Consider the following 18619-nt stretch of genomic DNA (forward strand, 5'->3'; position numbering starts at 1 on the left):
ATGATTTACTCCATCGCAACGGTCTGCCTTTCCGGCACGCTAAGACAAAAAATCGAAGCCATCTCAAAAGCAGGCTTTCGGGGCATCGAAATCTTCGAAAATGATCTTATCACCCATAACGGTTCAGTTCATGAAATCCGAAGTATGCTGGATGATCATGGTCTTGAGGTTGTTACCTATCAACCCTTCCGCGATTTCGAAGGCCTCCCCTCCCCTTACCGGGAAAAAGCGTTTGACCGCGCGGAAAGAAAGTTTGACCTGATGGAAGAACTGGGCACCGATTTGTTGATGGTCTGCAGCAGTGTATCGCCCCAAGCTTTGGGCGGCATTCAACGCGCAGCAGATGATTTCCATGAGCTTGGCGAGCGCGCAGCCAAACGCAATATGCGGGTTGCCTACGAAGCCTTGGGATGGGGTAAATACGTTTATGACTACCGCGACTCATGGGAAATTGTGCGTCGCGCCAACCACAAAAATGTCGGGCTATGTCTCGACACTTTCCACATCTTTTCTCGCCAGACCGAGCTGGATACCATGCTCAACATTCCCGGCGACAGAATTTTCCTCGTGCAAGTGGCGGATGCCCCCAGCCTTTCGATGGATCATCTCAGTTGGAGTAGACACTACCGCTGCTTCCCTGGACAGGGCGATCTTCCCATTGGACAGTTTGTGTCTAACCTTCACGCGACGGGTTACGACGGGCCTTTCTCTCTCGAGATTTTCAACGATCAATTCCGTGCAGGTTCGACGGAAAAAACCGCCCGAGACGGCTACCGTTCACTGGTTTATGCCAACCGTGCGGCAGAAAAATCTGCTGATACAGAAGCGCTTGAAATTCCGAGTGTCAACCCGCCCAGCGAAGTACAGTTTATTGAATTCGCCGTCAGCGACAATGAAAAGCTCGCATTGACCAAGTTGCTGTCTCAGCTTGGCTTTTGTCATGCCGCCACTCACAAACGTAAAGATGTGGAGTTGTGGAAACAGGGGGACATCCATCTGGTGATGAATATGGAACCAGATAGCTTCGCCCAAAACTTCCACCAGCAGCATGGCGTCTCCGTATGTGCTGTCGGTTTAACCTGTACCCATGTCAACGATATGGTGGAGAGAGCCAAGAAGCTCGAGTTCTCGCCAGTTTACGGCAACCCTGAAAATGACACGCATGGCATTCCTGCCATCTATGGCCCAGGTCAAAGCCTCCTTTATATGGTGGATGACGCCGACCAGCCTCCTCACTGGGAGCGCGAATTCAAATGGCATGAAGACGCCACTCAGCACGCTTTCCTCAACAAAGTTGACCATGTGGCAACCACGATGAGTTACGAAGAAATGCTTCACTCAGTGCTGCTCTATCGTGCAATGTTTAGCATGAAAACCATGCCAACTGTCAGCGTTTCAGACCCTGGTGGGCTTGTGAAAAGTCAGGCCCTGCAAACGCCTGATAAAGGGGTAAGTTTCACGCTTAACAGTACCCAAGCTTCGCGAACCGTATCCAGCCGAATTCTCGATCAATACGCGGGTACTGGCGTCAATCATATCGCTCTTTCAACCAAGGATATTTTTGCCACCGCCGAATTCATGTCTAAACAGCAGACTGAGACGATGCCCGTCACCGCCAATTATTATGATGACTTGGCCGCCCGGTTTACCCTTTCTGATGAAGTGATTGAAAAACTCAAGCGCTATAACATTCTTTACGATGAAGACGAGAATGGCAGCTTCTACCAGCTTTACACTTCCATGTTTGCCGGTAGATTCTGTTTCGAAATCGTTCAAAGAAACGGGTATCAGGGATTTGGTGCTGCAAACAGTCAGATGAGGTTAACGATGCAGGCTAGAGAGTTAATGAGCTAATCACCGACAGTCCATCAAATATGATTTTAATCAAGCCGTCTATGACGGCTTGTTTTCTGATGGCCAATCCAAACAAGCCATTAGCTTGTCTTCGAAATTGATGTCAACCGCTTCCGCTATCAGTTCAATCCGGCTTTCCAAACAATCATCCAACTCCATTTCCAACATGTTCGATTCGGAAAGGTTGTAACCAAACACTCCATCATCAGTGATGAAAACGGCTTTCATTCGCTCGACATCAAGGTCATGCAGAAGCAAAGAAAGTTTCTTTCTATCAAAGACCTTGTCTGGTGAAAATCTCCATCCAACGCTTTCAAAACCTTCACCCTCGTTCTTTGCCATCAACACCCCGCTTTCTGGCATAGGCGCTTCTGAGGCAAGAGGTTTACTGCCGTGGTGATGATGATGGTGGTGATCATGTGCATGTGGCTGCGTCATGTAGGTCTCTCCTTCAAATTCCTTGAAGTCGATTTGTCCGTGACGTGTAAACAGCACTTTCACATCTGGATGAGCATGCTTTTTCACATACGCTTCCAGTAAGGCCTTGTCCCCTTCCGCATAGAGATCAAGCTTGTTACCCACCACAGTGTCGGCAATCGCAATCTGCTGATTAAAAGTATCGTGATGGGTGTACCGCGTCTCTGACAGTTTTCTCGCATCAACCAAAGTCAGTGTTTTTTGAAGTGATAGAACATCGCGATAGTGCTCAGAGGATAAGACTTCCAAGACTTCTTTAGGATGCCCAAGGCCGGTCGGCTCAATCAGCAGTCGATCAGGTTTGGCCTCGATCAGTAATTGATTTAGCGCGATTTGCATAGGAAGACCAGCAGCGCAGCACATGCAGCCACCAGGCACTTCCTGAATAAATACTTTTTCTCCTTCGCTGTGTCGCCCTTGAAAAAGGCTACCATCAACACCTATCTCTCCGAACTCATTAACCAATACGGCCCAACGCTCGTTCTCCGGTTTGTTCTTCATCAGGTGTAAGATGGCGGAGGTTTTACCGACGCCAAGGAAGCCGGTAATAATATTGGTTGGCACGCTCAGAATTACCGAATTATCAAAGCTCATTGGCGATTCTCCTATAACCCTGTACCAAGGTATGATTGGCGGAAACCACAGACTCAGAAAACGCTGAATACTCCGGTGGCACTTTAGAAATACTGTTTAGATCGAAGCCCACACCGATATTGGTCATTGGCGGTACATGGAAACTCTCAGGGAGATCCATACCATCCACAACACAGTTATGACGGATCACACAGTGCTTACCGACAACAGCATTAAACACCACAGAATTAAAACCAATGAAAACATCGTCACACACTTCACATGGACCGTGAATGATTGAGCGATGCGCTATCGATGTGCGTTCACCAATGGTTACTGCAGCGCCTGCTTTAGAGTGAATTACCACACCATCCTGAATGTTGGTGTCACATTTGATGAGGATGGGTTCCATTTCACCCGCATCGTTCACCTCATCCGCACGAATCACAGCATACGGGCCAATAAACACGTTGTCTTCGATGATGACTTTGCCGCAGATGATCGCGGTCGGATCAACAAAAGCATTTTCCGATACGATTGGCATGTCGCCATTTGGATTTTTTCTTAACATAGGGGGTCTCACTTGCTTCAGTATTTGTTTGAATCCGAAGAGCATTAACGAGCGAACACCAGTCTCATCGCGGGTGACTCGTCTTCCAGTACCTTGTTATTGTGATAAACCAATCCGCCATTCACCCAAGTACAGACTATCTGCGACGAAAAGCGATGACCTGAAAAAGGCGTCCACCCACAGTGATACAACGCATTATCATGACTAACCTCAGTGGTTTGTTTATCATCCACCAGCACCAAATCAGCAAAGTAACCTTCACGAACAAAACCACGCTCTTTAATTCCGTAACGAATAGCGGGATTGTGTGCAGTTTTCTCAACCACTTGAGTAATATCGAGGCGACCGTGACTGACGTGGTCAAGTAGCGTTAGCAGCGCATGTTGCACCAAAGGTAGACCTGCCGGAGCCTGCTCAAAGTCCACTTGCTTTTCTTCAAAAGTATGAGGTGCATGGTCAGTCGCGATGATGTCAATTTGGTTGGTGTGAAGTGCCCGAATCAGCGATTCACGATCGCTGGCTTTCTTGATAGCAGGGTTACACTTAATCAGGTTTCCCAACACCGCATAGTCTTCTTCGCTGAACCAAAGATGATGCACACAGGCCTCAGCGGTAATGCGTTTCAGCTCAATGGGCCCTGTTTGGAAAAGAGAAAGTTCTTTTTCGGTTGTGATGTGCAGAACATGAAGATGGCTACCATGACGTTTTGCTAAGTCCACGGCATAAGAAGAAGAGGCATAGCAGGCTTCATCATCCCTCAGCACAGGATGGTCATGGATCGTGAACGCGGACTTTTTACGAAGAAGCGCTTCTCGGTTTTTTGCGATAACCGGCCCGCTTTCACAATGCGTGACAATGAGCACGGGCGACTCACGGAAGATGCCTTCCAACGCCGTCGGGTTTTCCACCAACAAATCGCCAGTGGACGCGCCCATAAACACCTTAACACCACAGTGTGTTTCTGGATTCAGTCGCTTAATTTGCTCCAGGTTGTCTTCCGTTGCACCAAGGTAAAACGAATAATTCGCCAAGGAATTGTTGGCCGCAATATCAAACTTGCGTTCTAACGCTTCAATCGTGGTCGTGGCCGGGCTGACATTGGGCATTTCCATATAGCTGGTGATGCCACCAGCCACTGCTGCACGGGATTCAGAGGCAATAGAACCTTTGTGCGTTAAACCCGGCTCCCTGAAGTGCACCTGATCATCAATCATTCCGGGCAAAATGAAGCGGCCATTGGCCTCGACAATCTGGTCAGTCGGAGCGGCGATAATATGGGATTCGATCTTCTCAATCCGCTGGCCGACAATTCTCAAATCTCTCTGTTGAACCCGCCCTTCGTTAACGATACGGGCGTTTTTAATCAGTGTTGCAGACATGGCGTTTAGATTTCTCCTTAAAACTAACGCATGGAAAAGATGGTGCTACGTTGGGAACGGGTGGAAGACACGATTTCTCGTCAATAAAGGTTCAGTGGTTCAGATTCACTTAGCGCAGTCATCACATACACAGGTAATTTCAAGCTGGGGGCTAACGACTGTGAACCCTTCTTTTCGAGCACCTGATTGCAGGCTGGAAGCGAGTTTGGGATCGATGGCCTGTTCTATGATCTTGTCGCACTTCGCGCAGATGAGGAACTGAGGGACGCCATGCTCGTGATCGCAGGAGATATGAGAGCAGGCAATGAACTTGTTCGATACTTTTAATTTGTGGGCGAGATGTTCGCCTTCCAGAAAGTCTAGGCTGCGATAGACCGACATTGGCTGAACACTCTGGTCAAAGTTTTCTTTGCAATAGTCAACCAGCTCATAAGCGGAGAGCGCTTTTTCAGAATGGACAAGCGCTTGCAAAACCAATCTACGCTTCGCTGTGAGCTGCTTTCCCTTCGCTTTACATTTCTGCGTAACCTTCTCTATCAGTGCATCTAGGTCAGTCATAGTGTGAACCTTCCGCGCGCGCTCCGCTGGAATATAAATATGATTGTTATGTTATAACATATCAAACACCAAGCGACCAATTTATCTACAAACTCGTGATTTACAATATTGATATACCCAAGCAACCTACACCATTGAATTAACGTTTAAACCTAAGAGATTTGAAAGTCTCTAAAAGTGCTGCGCGAACATTTCTCTATTCAATTTTCCAAGGCGGATTGAGTCTATTCTCTCCGGCCCAATACAGCTTAATTTCGTTGCCTGATGGGTCTCGCAGTGCTGCCTCTTTCCAAAGATATGGCTTCATCGCAGGTTCTTGATCGAATTCAATGCCCTCACTTTTTAACCGCTCGACAAGCTCCTCCAGCGCTTCATGTTCAAAGTAAATCACGCCGCGACTTATAACCCCTTCCTTTACAGGATCGAGGAAGATAGAGAAGCTTGCGTCGCCTTCCGGAAAGGAAAAGCGCGCGTAATGCTCATCACTAACAATCTGAATAAGCCCGAGCTTTTTATAGAATGCGACCGATGATTCCATGTCATGTACCGCTAATGTCACTTGATTTAACTTCATGATTTCCCAGCTTTCAATAAACTTTCGTTAGTAGACATCTCAGATTAAACCCTTTCTTGGTGTTGTTGAGCAAACTGCTCTTTTTTCAGAGCCTAAACTACGAGATAGCTTGAGGTTTAATGCAATATCGACAAGTTCCACAAAAAGCATGTACTGACTCCTATTTACAAACTTGAATTAATCTTCTTTGCAAAAACTCCAGTCACATAAATATTTTGCAATTATTTCAATAGTTTGTGATGGGTATGTTGCTCTGTGCATGTCGCCTCATACCTGTTAATTTGTCCAGAATGAGTAGGTGGACTTTCTCACAGTAATCAGTCGCCCTTGGCGTATCCTGGTCCATGATAAAGGCCACGCATAGTCAAAATGCCACGCGTGCCGAATCACTCTTAAATTGTTTGTTAGTTGCCCATCTCAAGGCCTAATGCTAACATTTGTACACACACCAACAAAGGAATACATCATGGACACTAGAATTCAATTTCGTGTTGATGAAGAAACAAAACGCCTAGCTCAACAAATGGCTGAAAGCCAAGGTCGAACTCTAAGTGATGCTTGCCGTGAACTTACTGAGCAACTCGCTGAACAACAAAGAAAAACATTATCTCACGATGCATGGCTAACGGAACAAGTAAACCTAGCATTTGAGAAGTTCGACTCAGGAAAATCCGTTTTCGTTGAGCACCAAACTGCTAAGTCTCGAATGGAAGAGCGCAAAGCCAGAATCCGTAATCGAGGTAAGCAGTGATTTTATGGGAAGAGGAGTCACTTAATGATCGTGAAAAGATCTTCGAGTTTCTCTATGACTTCAACCCTGATGCGGCAGAAAAAACTGACAACCTCATTGAAGCAAAAGTAGAAAACTTGCTTGAACAACCTTTAATGGGTGTGCAACGAGATGGCATCCGCGGACGATTGCTCATTATTCCTGAGATTTCGATGATTGCCTCTTACTGGGTCGAGGGCGATATCATCCGAGTTATGCGTGTACTCCACCAGAAACAAAAATTCCCTACGGATTGATTGCTTCCTCCGGGGAACTAACGCCTCTTCCTAGTGAATCCCCTCAAAATTCCTTTTCTAAACAATGAGAAAGAAGCGCACCGTACCCTTTGATCTAATGAATTTCGCCAAAAACCAAATTCCACCAAGAGGAATTACCGATGCGCGATATTCAAACTCTAGATACTTTAACTAATCAGTGTCCTGGCACTTCCATTTTCAAGTGAACACCATCAAGCACCGACGGGTGCTATCCATTCCCAGGTTGGGAAAGGAGGTCAGAAATCATCGGCGTTATGATATCAACGAACAGCAATATCACTGGGCTATGCTCGAATATCAAACGCTGGCACACAGCGCTGGGCTTGGAAAATTATGAGGGGATCCTTCAGCGCCTTGTTAAGGTGTGAGGCACGCAATACCAAAGCTCCCGCATACCACCTTAGACACAAAACGCAACGCATAGAAAAAATGCCAAGCGTTGCGAATCACTCTTAAACAGATTGTTAGAACTTTACTCGAAGGTTGTCCGCTTCACCATCGCTGCTGATGACTTACTTGGTAAACAATCTAAAATCAACTGCAGTTGTTGCGAGTAGTACCGGAGTAAATAGTTGTCTGAAGTTTTATCAAAGCTAAAGTGCATTTGAGCCACGTGCCCTTCCCACCCAGAACACCTTAGCAGAAAGTTAGCGCTTAAACTTCCAGAGGTGAAGTCATTTATATGCACAGAGAAGTTCGCCATGAACCCCTCACTTTTCACCAACTTATAAATATGTGTATTTTCTATCGTCAAGTTCCAATCGTTTCCGTTTTTTTCAACCTTATAAGGTATTTGACTTCTTCTTTTGTATAGAATGCCAATGAACTTGGTAATAAACTTAAAATTCTTAATAACGCGGTCTGTGCCTTGGTTTAGCCTGACCCCTTTATTTCTAAAGCGAATGTATTTATGATCACGGGAGGAGCTTTGTATACATGAGGACTGGATTGGATCAACGCCCTTAACTAAAGAACTACTTGGAGCAGAATGTTGAATAAACAAACGTAGATGAGCCAACGCATACTCAAGTGCTTTCTTATCAAATATCTCCGTTTTCCCGTCGCCTGAATCGAAATCTTTTGAAAAATTCCTTTAGGATCGAATGAAGAACCTTTTCTAACAAAAATACTTTATCAATATCAATTTCTAATGCGTAAGACTCTGCATAGTCAGGCTCACCCCACCATTTTTTAAGGGTGTTAACTCTATTCGATATATCATCAGCTTTACCAATTTTAATCGCATCAAAATCATCAAATATCAAGATGTACAAATTTGTTTTTTTCATGACTTTAACCAATGAGTTCTAAAAACGTTCGAATAACGGGCATTTACTAACCCAAAGTGATTGAAACGCCTGAATCAAAGCGTTTCTATGAAAAAATGTGCCACGAGTAAACGTCCCTCGTTAATTTGCTTGTTATACATATTTTCTCTATTGTCGAGAATTAGTAACCGGTGCTTTTTAGTTCTTTACTGCAACCATACTAGGAGGCAATGAAGCGGAGTGGATTGGTAAAGTTGAACAGGCACTTGATGTCTGACTGTAAGTAATAGCCAAAGGCTTCGATGTTGTTAATGCAATTTGAGCGGAACTGATCCATGATTTACATGTATCAGAAGAGATATTTCCCCAGTTGCCATTAACATTGCATAGATAAGATTTACTAGGAATAGCATTGTCCAAAACCAGCCTAACAACACCAGTGCTAAGTATCTGCACCTCTGAGATCTTTCCCTCACAAACAACGGCTGCATAGGCGGCAGATTGAATTAATAGGCTAGATAGCGCTAGAAACTTTAATAACTTCATCATATACCTCTAAATGTAGCCCCAATAACCGGCGGCGCTTTGCGCCGTCCGGCCCCGAAGGGGCAAAGTTAATTGGCTTGTTATGTATATTTAGGTATTACTATTCATTTATTATTCTGACGAGAGCTCCAAGGTGTTAATTTCATGGTCTTTTTGAGAGGTTCAATGACCGTATCACCTTTAGAATTAACAACCCATAGTATAGCAATGCCATTGTTAACTTCGCTTTGCAGTGTATATGTTTCTCCAGGTTGAATATTTAAGGAAAAGGTAAAATAGGATTCCCAAGAAGGTTCTATTGGGGCTAGCCAACTAATATTTGAGCTATAAATAACTTTTCCAACAACATCTTTTCTACCTGAAAAAACTTGATGGCCAGCATCAACTTTTCTCTCATTAAAACTATGTCTGAGTTTTTTGTTACCGATACTTTCAAAAGATAAACCATACCACTCGATTAAACGAGGCCCATGTTTTATCTCTTTGCTTGAGTTTTGCAAAGTGGCCTGTCCCTTTAAGGAGTCTTTAATATGATTCCCTTCACAACTACATAGTACAATTGTAATTAATATTATTGTAATTAAACGCATCTAAAATTATTTCCTCTAGATTTACTCAATTTTTTCAAAACGACTTATTCTTAATTAAAGATTTATACCAACGCCAAGCTAAGCGGCGCTTAACTCAACTAAAATTGGCCTTCGTAATCACGAAAGCCTGTTTGAAAAAATCGCGCGAGTTTTAAGCGTCCGCTTGAGCTTTTTGTTATGCGATTTATATTGCTAATCATTCAGGTTTAAATTTATGATTTCTAACACACTATTATCTTTAGCGATGTAATTTAAAACATCATTAGATTCCCACTTTATGCGACCTATTTGACCATTAAATAGGAACTCATCTGGCTCTTCAGATAGAACCGACTTTTTCAATAGTTTTTTGCCCGAACTATTAGTCACGACTATGTCCAATTTGAAGTTATCCGCAGTATGCTCTGCAATTAAGCTTGCAACCATGCTACGAGCCGGGTTGCTTTTCCTACTGACTTCATATGAATTAAGAAACTTTTCTTCTATGACGTTAGATTTTGCGACTTCGAATGGCTCTTTATCCCAGCCATTTGCCTCACATAAACGCAATAAGCAGCTATGTAGCGTGAATAGTAGTAACTCTTTTCTCTCATGAATTTCGAGTTTTCTGAATGAGTTAAAATCAAATGGTGCGTAATATTTGAGGACGGAGTTACTTACTTCTGAAGTACCATCTCTAGAATCACCTTCACTTAGCTTAACTACTACCCTGTAGACGCATTCCGTTTCTACCCCTTTAAAGTGTCTTTCGAAATGAGCGCAAACACACCTATTTTCAAGAGTGAATGCTCTTGATTCATCTAGTTCTAGCTTATATCCCCAAAGTACAAACTCTTTAAGCTTCAAGATTTCCTCTCAATAGCACAATGCCTGACCTCGCATAACGTCAGTATAACGGGCGTTTACTAGCCCAAATCGATTGAAACACCTGAATCACTGCATTTCTATGAAAAAATGCGCCACGAGTAAACGTCACGTTAATGCTTTTGTTATGTTTTTACTCTTGTTCACTGAGGTACTTTTGAATCAATTCTCTAAGACTATTTGCATATAGGTTACAAGCCATTGCTTCATGATCAGAAAAACCCACCGAAAACTCTCTTACGTCAGGGGTTATCACGTAATAGTCTCCACAACCATTTTTGCCAATAATTAGATAACGTTCAGGCCACTTTTCGCCAAAGTAGCCGTGCTCTCTAACTTCCAGATTTTCAGAAATAATCTCTTCTGGATCATCTAGCAGCCCAAAGTCAGGAGCATCCGAATCTAATAGTTCAGATGGGTAATTAGTGACAATATCCACATAACACTTTGGAAACGTCAACCCAGTTTCTTTCTCAATTCTCTTTACATCATCCGGTGTCATGAGAGATCTCACTAAAACATAACGCCCGCATAATGGGCCGACGCGAAGCGGCGGTCCAGCGCAACGAAGTGGAGCGTTCATTCATGCGCTTGTTAAAATTTATATCCACTTTTCCATTAGCTTGTTAGCATCTGCTGCTTGCTCGACAACCAGCGGCACCCAATCAGAATCGCAAATGACAACCAATGGCCCAGTAGTTTCTGTTAGTTTTATCAGAATTTTCAGTATTACCTCAGGCCAACTACTAGAGAAATAAATTTCGTTCTGACTCTTATGAAGAGCTACGATATTCATAAGTGCCCAACCCTTATTCTCCAGATCTTTCTCGTGCTCAATATTGGCTTGCCACGGCTCTCCTAGGGTCTCATCTGAAAATTCTACACTAAAGGAATCTAGACTCGATAGTGCGCTTTTAATCTCGGATAGAAATGGATCTCGGCTTGCCATTCCTTTAGGAAATTCAATCGCTTCTTCGGTTAACCATGCTGCCATTTCTTCCTCAATTGGAAATACAAAATAGATAGCTCCCATGTGAACATCCTTGCTATTTTAACGCCCTGATAATTGGCAAATTTTGCTGGGTTGGTTTTTGCCCGCGGAGCGGAAATGCAAAAAGCGACACAGTAAAACTTGTCCGATTAATCAGCTTGTTATAAGCAATTTTCAAATATGTGCTGGCTTTTCGTGCTTTTAAAACCAGACTTTTTATAAAACTCATGTGTTTGTGCACGATTGATGTTGCACCGTACACGCCATTTTCCGGAATCAACTTCCAAGGCATGAGCTACCATTTTTTTACCGATTCCTAAGTTTCTTCTCGTTGGTTCCACAACCATACCACCAATTTCGTTGAAACCATCGGAAGCCAGGCGGTAAGCTTTAAAAGAGTGTAGCCAACCAACTATTTCACCCTCAATCTCAGCAACGTAAACATTGTCATTGTCTGATCTTAAAAGTCTCGACAATCGCTTTAAGGCAATATCATCGGCAACGATTTCGTAGCCTAAATACACTGACAACTTGTTAATTTGCTCTGAATCTGCAAGTTCTGCTTTTCGAATTTTCACCAAAACTCAAAGCTCCCGTTGCTTATAACGTCGCAATAACGGGCGCTTACTAAACCGCCCAAACTGCTTTAATCCTTTGTATTCACAACACTTTGAAAGGCTAGCGCAGTGACAAAGCGTCCTCGTTTATTGCTTTGTTATAAGAAGGATGTACCGACCTGAGCGGCACTCCATACTTCTCCTGAAAAACTACTGCTACTCAAGCAAAAATTTGTCTAATGCCCCGCGACCTACTTCTTCATTTCCGTTGGTCCAGGTTACCGATAAACCCTCAATTAAAAAGATTGAATCAAGTTTCTCGGCTTCGATGAATGCCCTAAATTCATTTAGGTGCTTATGGTTGTTGAATGTAAATCCTATATCTGGCTGACTCGGGATCTCAAAAACATCCAAGGCTATATTGGTCACCAATTCACGATCTTTAGGTGAGTACCAAACTTTTTGAGCATCTACTTTGTAATCAATACCATGAGAATCTAGTTCAACAAGCAGCCTTTCCCTAGCAGCGCCTGTAATTGATATAGCCTCATAATATGGTTTCTCACATGATGCGAGCAAAAAGAGGCACAGTAAAAGCATAAGTTTGCGCATAGCTACCTTAACCTTATAACGCCTCGCTTAACCGGCGCAAAATAGCAGGCTAAAATTAGCGACGAAGGAGCGCAAGCCTGCTGTTTTGCGTCCTTTATGGTTAAAGCGTTTGTTAGGCATACTTTACCAATCCACTTTTGATTGCAAAGTTTTCTAGCTTTTTATCAAGCTCATCAGCATCCTTATAAAACTCGGTATCTAGCTCATCTAAATCAGGCTCATCAGTATGCTTACGAATAATTGCCCAGCGTTCAGCTTGGTCTTTCGGTACACCCTGTTTACCAAATAATGAAGTCTTAGCTGCTCTTAAAAGTTTTAAACTTTCTTTAGCTTCTATTCTAACTAGGCCTAACTCTGCGTAACTATATTGAGCCCCAGAGGTATTATCAAAAAATTGAATAAAACCTCCGTTATATACTTCACCAGTTAACACACAGACTGAATAATAGAGTTTTTCTTCTTCACTTAAAGTATTAAACCCCTGACCTTCATCATAAACTCGCTCTACTAGGTTTCTCCAATACGCTCGAAATGGGCAGGTTTTATCTAATTCTCGCTCTTGCATAGCTTTTTCTTTCGCTTGTTCCATGCTTTTTCTAGTTCCGTTTTTACATGGCATGCATAAACCGCCAGTTCTTTCTGCAGTGGATGGCAAGACTAGAGCTTCACACTCTTTGCACTGAATTTTATCGGGCACGGAACCTCCATGTATGCCTAACGCACGCTTAAGCGGCGAGTGAACGTGTGCCAAAATTTGAGCGAAGCGAAATCGGCACACGTTTGCGAGTCCGCCTTGAAGCGCTTGTTAGGCATTTTCACACTTGAGTGATTGTTATATAGTTATTTGTTCCTTCAACTCTTTTAATCCAATGATTAATAGCAGTGTACTTACTAAGATTGTATTCTCCCTCATGAGCTACATGAGTGTATGCGTAAAGAGAAATGTCAGCTATAGATAAATTATCACCTACAAAAAAGTCATTATTTTGAAGGTGCTTTTCCATAACATCTAAGGCAGCATAGCCTTTTGGTCGCTTTTCATTAAGTTGGGTTTCATATTCTTCCTTTGCATTTAAAATTGAAATCCAATAACGCGGACCCGCAAGAAATGGCTGATGGCCACTTTGTTCGAAAGATAACCACTTTAGTATTTCCGCCTGTTTTAACCTTGAGGATGGCAATAAAAATGTGTCTGTTGCCAGATACCAAAGAATAGCATTAGATTCAGTAAGGAAATTATCATCTTGAATTTCTAAAACGGGAACTTTACCATTTGAGTTAATTGATAAAAATTCGGCTGTCCTAGATTCACCTTTTGTGATTTCAATAGCAATTCTTTGATATTCCATTTCCAAAAAGGATAAAATTAATCTGACTTTATAACAGTTACCTGATAAGGCGAATTCGTATAATTTGAGCATTTATAATCCTTTATATGCCTAACGCCGCATTAAGGTGTGAGCGGCGCATGCGCACAACCTAACGCATTGAACCTTAACCACTAAAGCCCCAGTTTAAACTGAAAATGACGAGCGTTGCGAATCACTCTTAAATGCTTTGTTAGGTGCTAGACTCCGCCCCTTCTTGTCGGCTCTAGTTGGTGAAGATAGCGTGTGAATGTGTCTTTGGGACGCTCTAGATTGTTTTCGGCCAGTACTCTAGCCGCCATACCACGATGATTACTGCCATGAGTTAACAAATGGAGCAGAATCTCTTCGACCGACATCTGCCCTGTATCACCATCAACAAACTTAAAGGAAACAACTCTTTTAAGATCTTCCTTTGATGCAGTTTCAGCATACTGAACTAACCACGAGTCATTTTGATTCATTGTCTCTCGTAGCTCAGATAGTGTTGGAGTTTTAACGGTGTTGTCACCATCATATTTCTCAGGCTCACCTAATATTCGACTGATGAAGAGGCTATCAACAACTGTTGTGTGGTTTAAGATCCTAACGAAAAAGGTAGCATCACTTTCTGGAAGGATTGAGAACTGCTGTTCTCCCATATCAAGTAAATTATTATTTGCCCACTTTTTATATTGAAACGCTTTAGAAAAGACCATGTTTTATCCATTGTTACTTATTTGCAAAATGCGAAACTCAATCTGCACCTAACAACTTATTAGCAGGCATAAAGCCCGTTTAGTCCAAAACCGAGATGCCCGATTAGTCCGCGTACACTTAAGTCAGTTTACCATATAGCTTAGTATAATCAGTGGATTAACTTATTGGCTTGTGGTCCAAAAATGAGAAATCGGGCGTCCCGAATTTAAAGCGTTCACATTTTTACTATATACATATCCCTGTATTTTTATACATAGGGAGTGCATTAGAAAAATTTGGCCATTGTACGTCGATTCAAGTGCTGGATTGTTCGAAATGCTAACTCACTTTGGGACAAAAACGTCCCAGAACCGATCGGCCTAACACGGGTTTGGACAAATTTGCTTTAATTTCACACATATTTGCTAACGCCTTGCTAAGCGGATAAAAATGGTTGGTTAAAATCGCGCAGCGATAACTAACTGTTTTTATTCCGTTTAAGCAACTTGTTAGCTGTAATTTAACCAACAAACCTTTGTGTCAGTTTGTATATCAATAATTTTATTGGGTTTGTAAGGTGAGTCTAAAGTGGCAATAGCAACTGAAACCCAATCAGGATACTGAGAACTACCCCCCCACTCCATACTTGAACCACAAACCTTGCAGAATTTACGCACAATACTGCCAGATGAATTGTATTCAGCTAGTGCAGACAATCCTGATATGTAAACAAGATCGTTCTTAGGCAAACTAGCATACGTTGCAAATGCAGCTCCATGCTGTTTTTGACACATCGTACAGTGACAATTTGAGGCCTTTTTAGGCTCACTTAGCAACTTATATTTAACTTCTCCGCAGAGACAACTACCTAAATACATAATGACCTTACAGCTAACAGTGTATTCAACCCCAAAATGGGGCGATTAAACACCCCATTTTGTCCAATAACAACAGTACGCCTAAATATGAATTTTTGTAACGCACTAATTTAAAACCACTTTATCAGACTTTTAACATCGGCATTTGGAGAAACACCCCAAAACGGCGTGCTTCGGTATTATGCGACACCTTTGATTAAACTGTTTGTATTAACAGTGAAAATTCTGCTCAGATGACAAAAGTGTATCTAAGAAAACCTCAGACCCTTCCTACCCTCACCTATCAAAGCTACTTTCCACCATGGAGGTAGCTTTCCATGACGACTTGTTCCCGCTGCCAAAAAGCGCGCGCGGTTTCTTACACAACCTTTGAAGCCTACTGCGAGGCATGCAGCATGGACGTTGCACTGGCGCTACTTTCTGCCTGCCGGCTATCTGATAAGGCCATCGCCGCGCTTGTCACCGCTGGTTGGGATATCCCTATCACAACAGTCCAACACTACACCGCTACAGACATCGCCCTTGAGCTCGGAGTGTCAGCGCAAAAGGTGGGTAAAACGGCCAACGCGCATGGCATCAAGTGCGAAAAATACGGGGAATGGTGATTAGACCAGGCTGCCAATTCTCGTAAGCAAATAGAAACCTTTCACTACAACGACCAGGGCAAAAGAACCATTGCCAAAATCATACGAGGTAACGACTGATGAAAGAGAAAACCATTTTCAGGTAACAACGAATAAGTGGGTTAAAGAACCCCTCTTGATAGCAAAGACAGGCATGTTAACGGGAGAGATCGAGAACTACCGGAACCATGTTTGGCGTGAAGGAATTCACTATAAGCGTGTTTCTTCCCAAGGTAATCCAAACGCCAGGGGTTATTTCTACAACACTGAAGAAATCGATCGATTCTTTGACAACACGAAGGCGGCATAAGATGGCAGTGATACCTGAGGGCGTAGAAGTTCGCGGCAAGTCGACCCGAATTTGGTTTATGTATCGCGGCAACCGCTGCAAAGAGACTCTCAAAGGCTGGGCGGTAACGCCGAGCAACATCAATGAGTGAACAGGAGCGCAATATATGGACCATCGCTTGTTATACCGGACCACGACATGGAGAACTCTGTGCGTTGGCGTGGGAAGACGTAGACCTAGTGCGAGATGAGTTGCGTGTTGCACGTAACTTGGCAAAAGAAGGCTTCAGAGTACCGAAAACCAAATCAGGCGAGCGTGTTATTACGCTTCTACAACCTGCAATCGATGCATTGAAAAGACAGCGCGAAGTGTCTTATCTCAGAATGCCGGACAACGTAACAGTTCAAACCCGAGAAAAGAATAAAACCCGTGTCGCTGGGTGTTCTTGTCTGGCCTGAAAAGAAAATCTGGCGACTCAATAAATCACTACATGCCCGGTAGGATCTCCCAGCTTTGGGATAGTTGCATCAAGCGCGCAGGTATCCGGCGCCGTATACTCAATCAAACCCGTCATACGTTTGCCTGTTGGATGCTGACCGAGGATGCCAACCCGAGTTGGATTGCCACTCAAATGGGTCATAAGAACGCAAAGATGGTACTGGAAGTCTACGGCAAGTTCATGCCCTCCGCTTCCCAAAATCAGGTTGAAAAGTTGAACAAGAAATTCAGCTCGTGTCCCACCAGTGCCCCATTTATAGGAACTACGAAGAACTAATTTTTTAAATTCAATACATTAAATACTTACAGTAATTTCTAAAATTGATATAACTTCCCTAGTTGCTGACAAAACGACCAAAAACAAAACGATATGGATATCAACTTCAAGTACCTCACAGCCGAGGGTGCAACTTCAAAACTGGACGTTGAAAGCTGGATGATCACCAATAACGAGTCCTGGGCAGTATTCAGTACGGAAGGTGACATTGGCTCTCTCCTAGGTGGCCTGTTGTGCGGAACCATCGAGTTCGTTGGCGATCTGGAAATCGGCGATGGAAAGGTTGTGCAGGTTTCGCTAGTCGAACAGCAAAAACTCTTAGAGGAAGAGCGCGCCAAAGATGACACTGACTTTCTTGACCGGATAGATACCGGCACCAGCGTCTATGACCTGATTTTCGAACAATGTGATGACGCGGCACTGACCCATCAATTGATTGAAGATCTCGATCTCGTTCATCTCAAAGAGAGTGGCTTTCGCGTGCTTTCCACCGGCGAAACCCGTCGGGTGATGTTGGCGCGCGCATTGGCAGAAAAGCCTGACTGTGTGGTGCTGGACAACCCTTTTACCGGCCTGGATGTTGCCCACCGTCAATCACTTGCTGACTATTTAGAAAAGCTCTCTGACTCTGTTCAGATGATGGTGGTATTTGCGAGGGAAGAAGACCTTCCTGATTGGGTTGACCATGTCGCCATGTTTGAGCGTGGAAAGTTGGTAGAACTGATAGACAAAGTAGGATGGGACAACCACCCCATTATCCAGCAAATCGCCGCGCAGTCTGAACAACAAAGTGAAGAGATGATGACGCTTATCCGTCGTTATCAGCACGCCACACAATTTGAAAATCCGATTTTCGAATTGAGAGATGGCAAAGTTGAATACACAGAGAAAACCATTTTCACCGACGTGAACTGGCGAATTGATAAAGGCGAGCATTGGCAAGTTAAAGGCCCAAATGGCTGCGGAAAAAGCACCATTCTGGGTATGATCTTTGGCGATCACCCGCAATGCTACAGCAACGATATCCACATCTTCGGCAAAAAGCGCGGCTCAGGCGAAACGGTGTGGGAAATTAAAAAGCATATCGGCATGGTTTCTTCTGCTCTTCACCTACAATATCGCGTTAGCTGCTCGGCATTGGATGTCATTCTTTCCGGCTTCTATGATTCCATTGGCTTGTATTCCCAACCTAGCATTCAAGAGCGTACTATCGCCCGTGAATGGCTCGATATTCTTCACATGAGCCAATATGCCAAAACGCCTTTTCGTAAGCTTGAATACGGTCAGCAGCGTTTGCTTTTGATTGCTCGCGCAATTGTAAAGCAACCCACTTTGTTGATTCTGGATGAACCCTATCAAGGCTTGGACTATCTGGGACGACGCTTGATGAAGAATACTTTGGAGTTGATAGCGTGGGAAAACCTGAGTCAGCTCCTCTATGTTTCGCACTATCAGGATGATGAGCTGGAAAGCATCAAGAACACTCTGACGTTTGCCTATGATGAAAACAGGCACTGCTATAAAGCTGAGATGGATCGGAGATAGAGG

At 43.5% G+C, this 18619-nt stretch carries 25 protein-coding genes and 1 pseudogene; 10 read left to right on the forward strand and 16 right to left on the reverse strand.

Going from position 1 to position 18619, the window contains the following annotated elements:
* A complete protein-coding gene (locus VP504_RS02875) occupies positions 1-1854 on the forward strand; it encodes a bifunctional sugar phosphate isomerase/epimerase/4-hydroxyphenylpyruvate dioxygenase family protein (RefSeq protein ID WP_325892856.1) in 1854 nt (617 codons plus the stop codon).
* A 39-nt stretch (positions 1855-1893) separates the two neighbouring features.
* On the opposite strand, the gene VP504_RS02880 is transcribed toward VP504_RS02875, so the two are convergent.
* From VP504_RS02880 to VP504_RS02900, 5 genes are all read right to left on the reverse strand, one after another.
* Entirely contained in the window at positions 1894-2925 is a 1032-nt protein-coding gene (locus tag VP504_RS02880) for a CobW family GTP-binding protein (RefSeq protein WP_325892857.1), read from the reverse strand.
* Complete coding sequence (locus VP504_RS02885) at positions 2915-3475, reverse strand: carbonate dehydratase (RefSeq protein WP_046303277.1); 561 nt, start codon at positions 3473-3475, stop codon at positions 2915-2917. Before VP504_RS02885 ends, VP504_RS02880 begins: the two co-directional genes overlap by 11 nt.
* A 44-nt stretch (positions 3476-3519) precedes the next feature.
* Positions 3520-4854, reverse strand: coding sequence for a dihydroorotase (locus VP504_RS02890; RefSeq protein ID WP_325892858.1), 1335 nt, complete (start codon positions 4852-4854; stop codon positions 3520-3522).
* 105 nt (positions 4855-4959) lie between these two features.
* On the reverse strand, positions 4960-5412 hold the full coding sequence (locus VP504_RS02895; protein ID WP_325892859.1) for a Fur family transcriptional regulator: 453 nt from the start codon (positions 5410-5412) through the stop codon (positions 4960-4962).
* Between the two features lie 196 nt (positions 5413-5608).
* A complete protein-coding gene (locus VP504_RS02900; RefSeq protein WP_325892860.1) occupies positions 5609-5986 on the reverse strand; it encodes a VOC family protein in 378 nt (125 codons plus the stop codon).
* 466 nt (positions 5987-6452) lie between these two features.
* On the opposite strand from VP504_RS02900, the gene VP504_RS02905 reads away from it, so the two are divergent.
* The 3 genes and pseudogenes from VP504_RS02905 to VP504_RS02915 all read left to right on the forward strand — a co-directional run.
* Positions 6453-6737 carry a type II toxin-antitoxin system RelB/DinJ family antitoxin gene (locus VP504_RS02905; RefSeq protein ID WP_005398409.1) on the forward strand — a complete coding sequence of 95 codons (285 nt, stop codon included), beginning with the start codon at positions 6453-6455 and terminating at the stop codon, positions 6735-6737.
* A complete protein-coding gene (locus VP504_RS02910; protein ID WP_039984407.1) occupies positions 6734-7012 on the forward strand; it encodes a type II toxin-antitoxin system RelE/ParE family toxin in 279 nt (92 codons plus the stop codon). The genes VP504_RS02905 and VP504_RS02910 overlap by 4 nt, the downstream gene beginning before the upstream one ends.
* Positions 7013-7196: 184 nt before the next feature.
* Positions 7197-7370: pseudogene (locus tag VP504_RS02915) on the forward strand (IS4 family transposase); the annotation flags it as partial.
* A 703-nt stretch (positions 7371-8073) separates the two neighbouring features.
* On the opposite strand, the gene VP504_RS02920 reads toward VP504_RS02915, so the two are convergent.
* The 11 genes from VP504_RS02920 to VP504_RS25565 form a co-directional block, all read right to left on the reverse strand.
* On the reverse strand, positions 8074-8322 hold the full coding sequence (locus tag VP504_RS02920; RefSeq protein ID WP_325892861.1) for a GIY-YIG nuclease family protein: 249 nt from the start codon (positions 8320-8322) through the stop codon (positions 8074-8076).
* Positions 8323-8951: 629 nt separating this feature from the next.
* Positions 8952-9437 (reverse strand): hypothetical protein, encoded by a 486-nt coding sequence (locus VP504_RS02925; protein WP_325892862.1) that lies wholly within the window; start codon positions 9435-9437, stop codon positions 8952-8954.
* Positions 9438-9629: 192 nt separating this feature from the next.
* The gene (locus tag VP504_RS02930; protein WP_325892863.1) at positions 9630-10283 is read right to left on the reverse strand and encodes a hypothetical protein; all 654 of its coding nucleotides are present in this window, start codon (positions 10281-10283) and stop codon (positions 9630-9632) included.
* 151 nt (positions 10284-10434) lie between these two features.
* On the reverse strand, positions 10435-10803 hold the full coding sequence (locus VP504_RS02935) for an SMI1/KNR4 family protein (RefSeq protein WP_325892864.1): 369 nt from the start codon (positions 10801-10803) through the stop codon (positions 10435-10437).
* Between the two features lie 99 nt (positions 10804-10902).
* Positions 10903-11334: a hypothetical protein gene (locus VP504_RS02940; protein WP_325892865.1), complete on the reverse strand. Its 432-nt coding sequence runs from the start codon at positions 11332-11334 to the stop codon at positions 10903-10905.
* 119 nt (positions 11335-11453) lie between these two features.
* Positions 11454-11870, reverse strand: coding sequence for a GNAT family N-acetyltransferase (locus VP504_RS02945; protein WP_325892866.1), 417 nt, complete (start codon positions 11868-11870; stop codon positions 11454-11456).
* A 195-nt stretch (positions 11871-12065) separates the two neighbouring features.
* On the reverse strand, positions 12066-12461 hold the full coding sequence (locus VP504_RS02950) for a hypothetical protein (RefSeq protein WP_325892867.1): 396 nt from the start codon (positions 12459-12461) through the stop codon (positions 12066-12068).
* 112 nt (positions 12462-12573) lie between these two features.
* Positions 12574-13158, reverse strand: a complete 585-nt coding sequence (locus VP504_RS02955; RefSeq protein WP_325892868.1) for a DMP19 family protein — start codon at positions 13156-13158, stop codon at positions 12574-12576.
* A gap of 118 nt (positions 13159-13276) precedes the next feature.
* Positions 13277-13882 carry a glutathione S-transferase family protein gene (locus VP504_RS02960; RefSeq protein ID WP_325892869.1) on the reverse strand — a complete coding sequence of 202 codons (606 nt, stop codon included), beginning with the start codon at positions 13880-13882 and terminating at the stop codon, positions 13277-13279.
* A gap of 146 nt (positions 13883-14028) precedes the next feature.
* Complete coding sequence (locus VP504_RS02965) at positions 14029-14526, reverse strand: DinB family protein (protein ID WP_213885676.1); 498 nt, start codon at positions 14524-14526, stop codon at positions 14029-14031.
* A 489-nt stretch (positions 14527-15015) separates the two neighbouring features.
* The gene (locus VP504_RS25565; RefSeq protein ID WP_157515495.1) at positions 15016-15384 is read right to left on the reverse strand and encodes a GFA family protein; all 369 of its coding nucleotides are present in this window, start codon (positions 15382-15384) and stop codon (positions 15016-15018) included.
* Between the two features lie 317 nt (positions 15385-15701).
* Here VP504_RS25565 and VP504_RS02970 point away from each other — a divergent pair, with 317 nt between their 5' ends.
* The 6 genes from VP504_RS02970 to modF all read left to right on the forward strand — a co-directional run bounded on the left by VP504_RS02970 (position 15702) and on the right by modF (position 18616).
* Positions 15702-15989, forward strand: coding sequence for a hypothetical protein (locus VP504_RS02970; protein ID WP_325892870.1), 288 nt, complete (start codon positions 15702-15704; stop codon positions 15987-15989).
* 172 nt (positions 15990-16161) lie between these two features.
* Positions 16162-16317, forward strand: coding sequence for an excisionase family protein (xisR, locus tag VP504_RS25570; RefSeq protein ID WP_442788906.1), 156 nt, complete (start codon positions 16162-16164; stop codon positions 16315-16317).
* Between the two features lies 1 nt (position 16318).
* Positions 16319-16447, forward strand: a complete 129-nt coding sequence (locus VP504_RS02975; RefSeq protein WP_325892871.1) for an Arm DNA-binding domain-containing protein — start codon at positions 16319-16321, stop codon at positions 16445-16447.
* A complete protein-coding gene (locus tag VP504_RS02980) occupies positions 16440-16754 on the forward strand; it encodes a tyrosine-type recombinase/integrase (protein ID WP_325892872.1) in 315 nt (104 codons plus the stop codon). Before VP504_RS02975 ends, VP504_RS02980 begins: the two co-directional genes overlap by 8 nt.
* A gap of 32 nt (positions 16755-16786) precedes the next feature.
* Positions 16787-17071, forward strand: a complete 285-nt coding sequence (locus tag VP504_RS25575) for a tyrosine-type recombinase/integrase (RefSeq protein ID WP_442788889.1) — start codon at positions 16787-16789, stop codon at positions 17069-17071.
* 93 nt (positions 17072-17164) lie between these two features.
* Positions 17165-18616, forward strand: a complete 1452-nt coding sequence (gene modF / locus VP504_RS02990; RefSeq protein ID WP_325892874.1) for a molybdate ABC transporter ATP-binding protein ModF — start codon at positions 17165-17167, stop codon at positions 18614-18616.
* The last annotated feature ends 3 nt before the right edge of the window (positions 18617-18619 follow it).

It is taken from the genome of Grimontia sp. NTOU-MAR1 (assembly GCF_035758505.1).
Lineage (GTDB): Bacteria > Pseudomonadota > Gammaproteobacteria > Enterobacterales > Vibrionaceae > Enterovibrio > Enterovibrio marinus.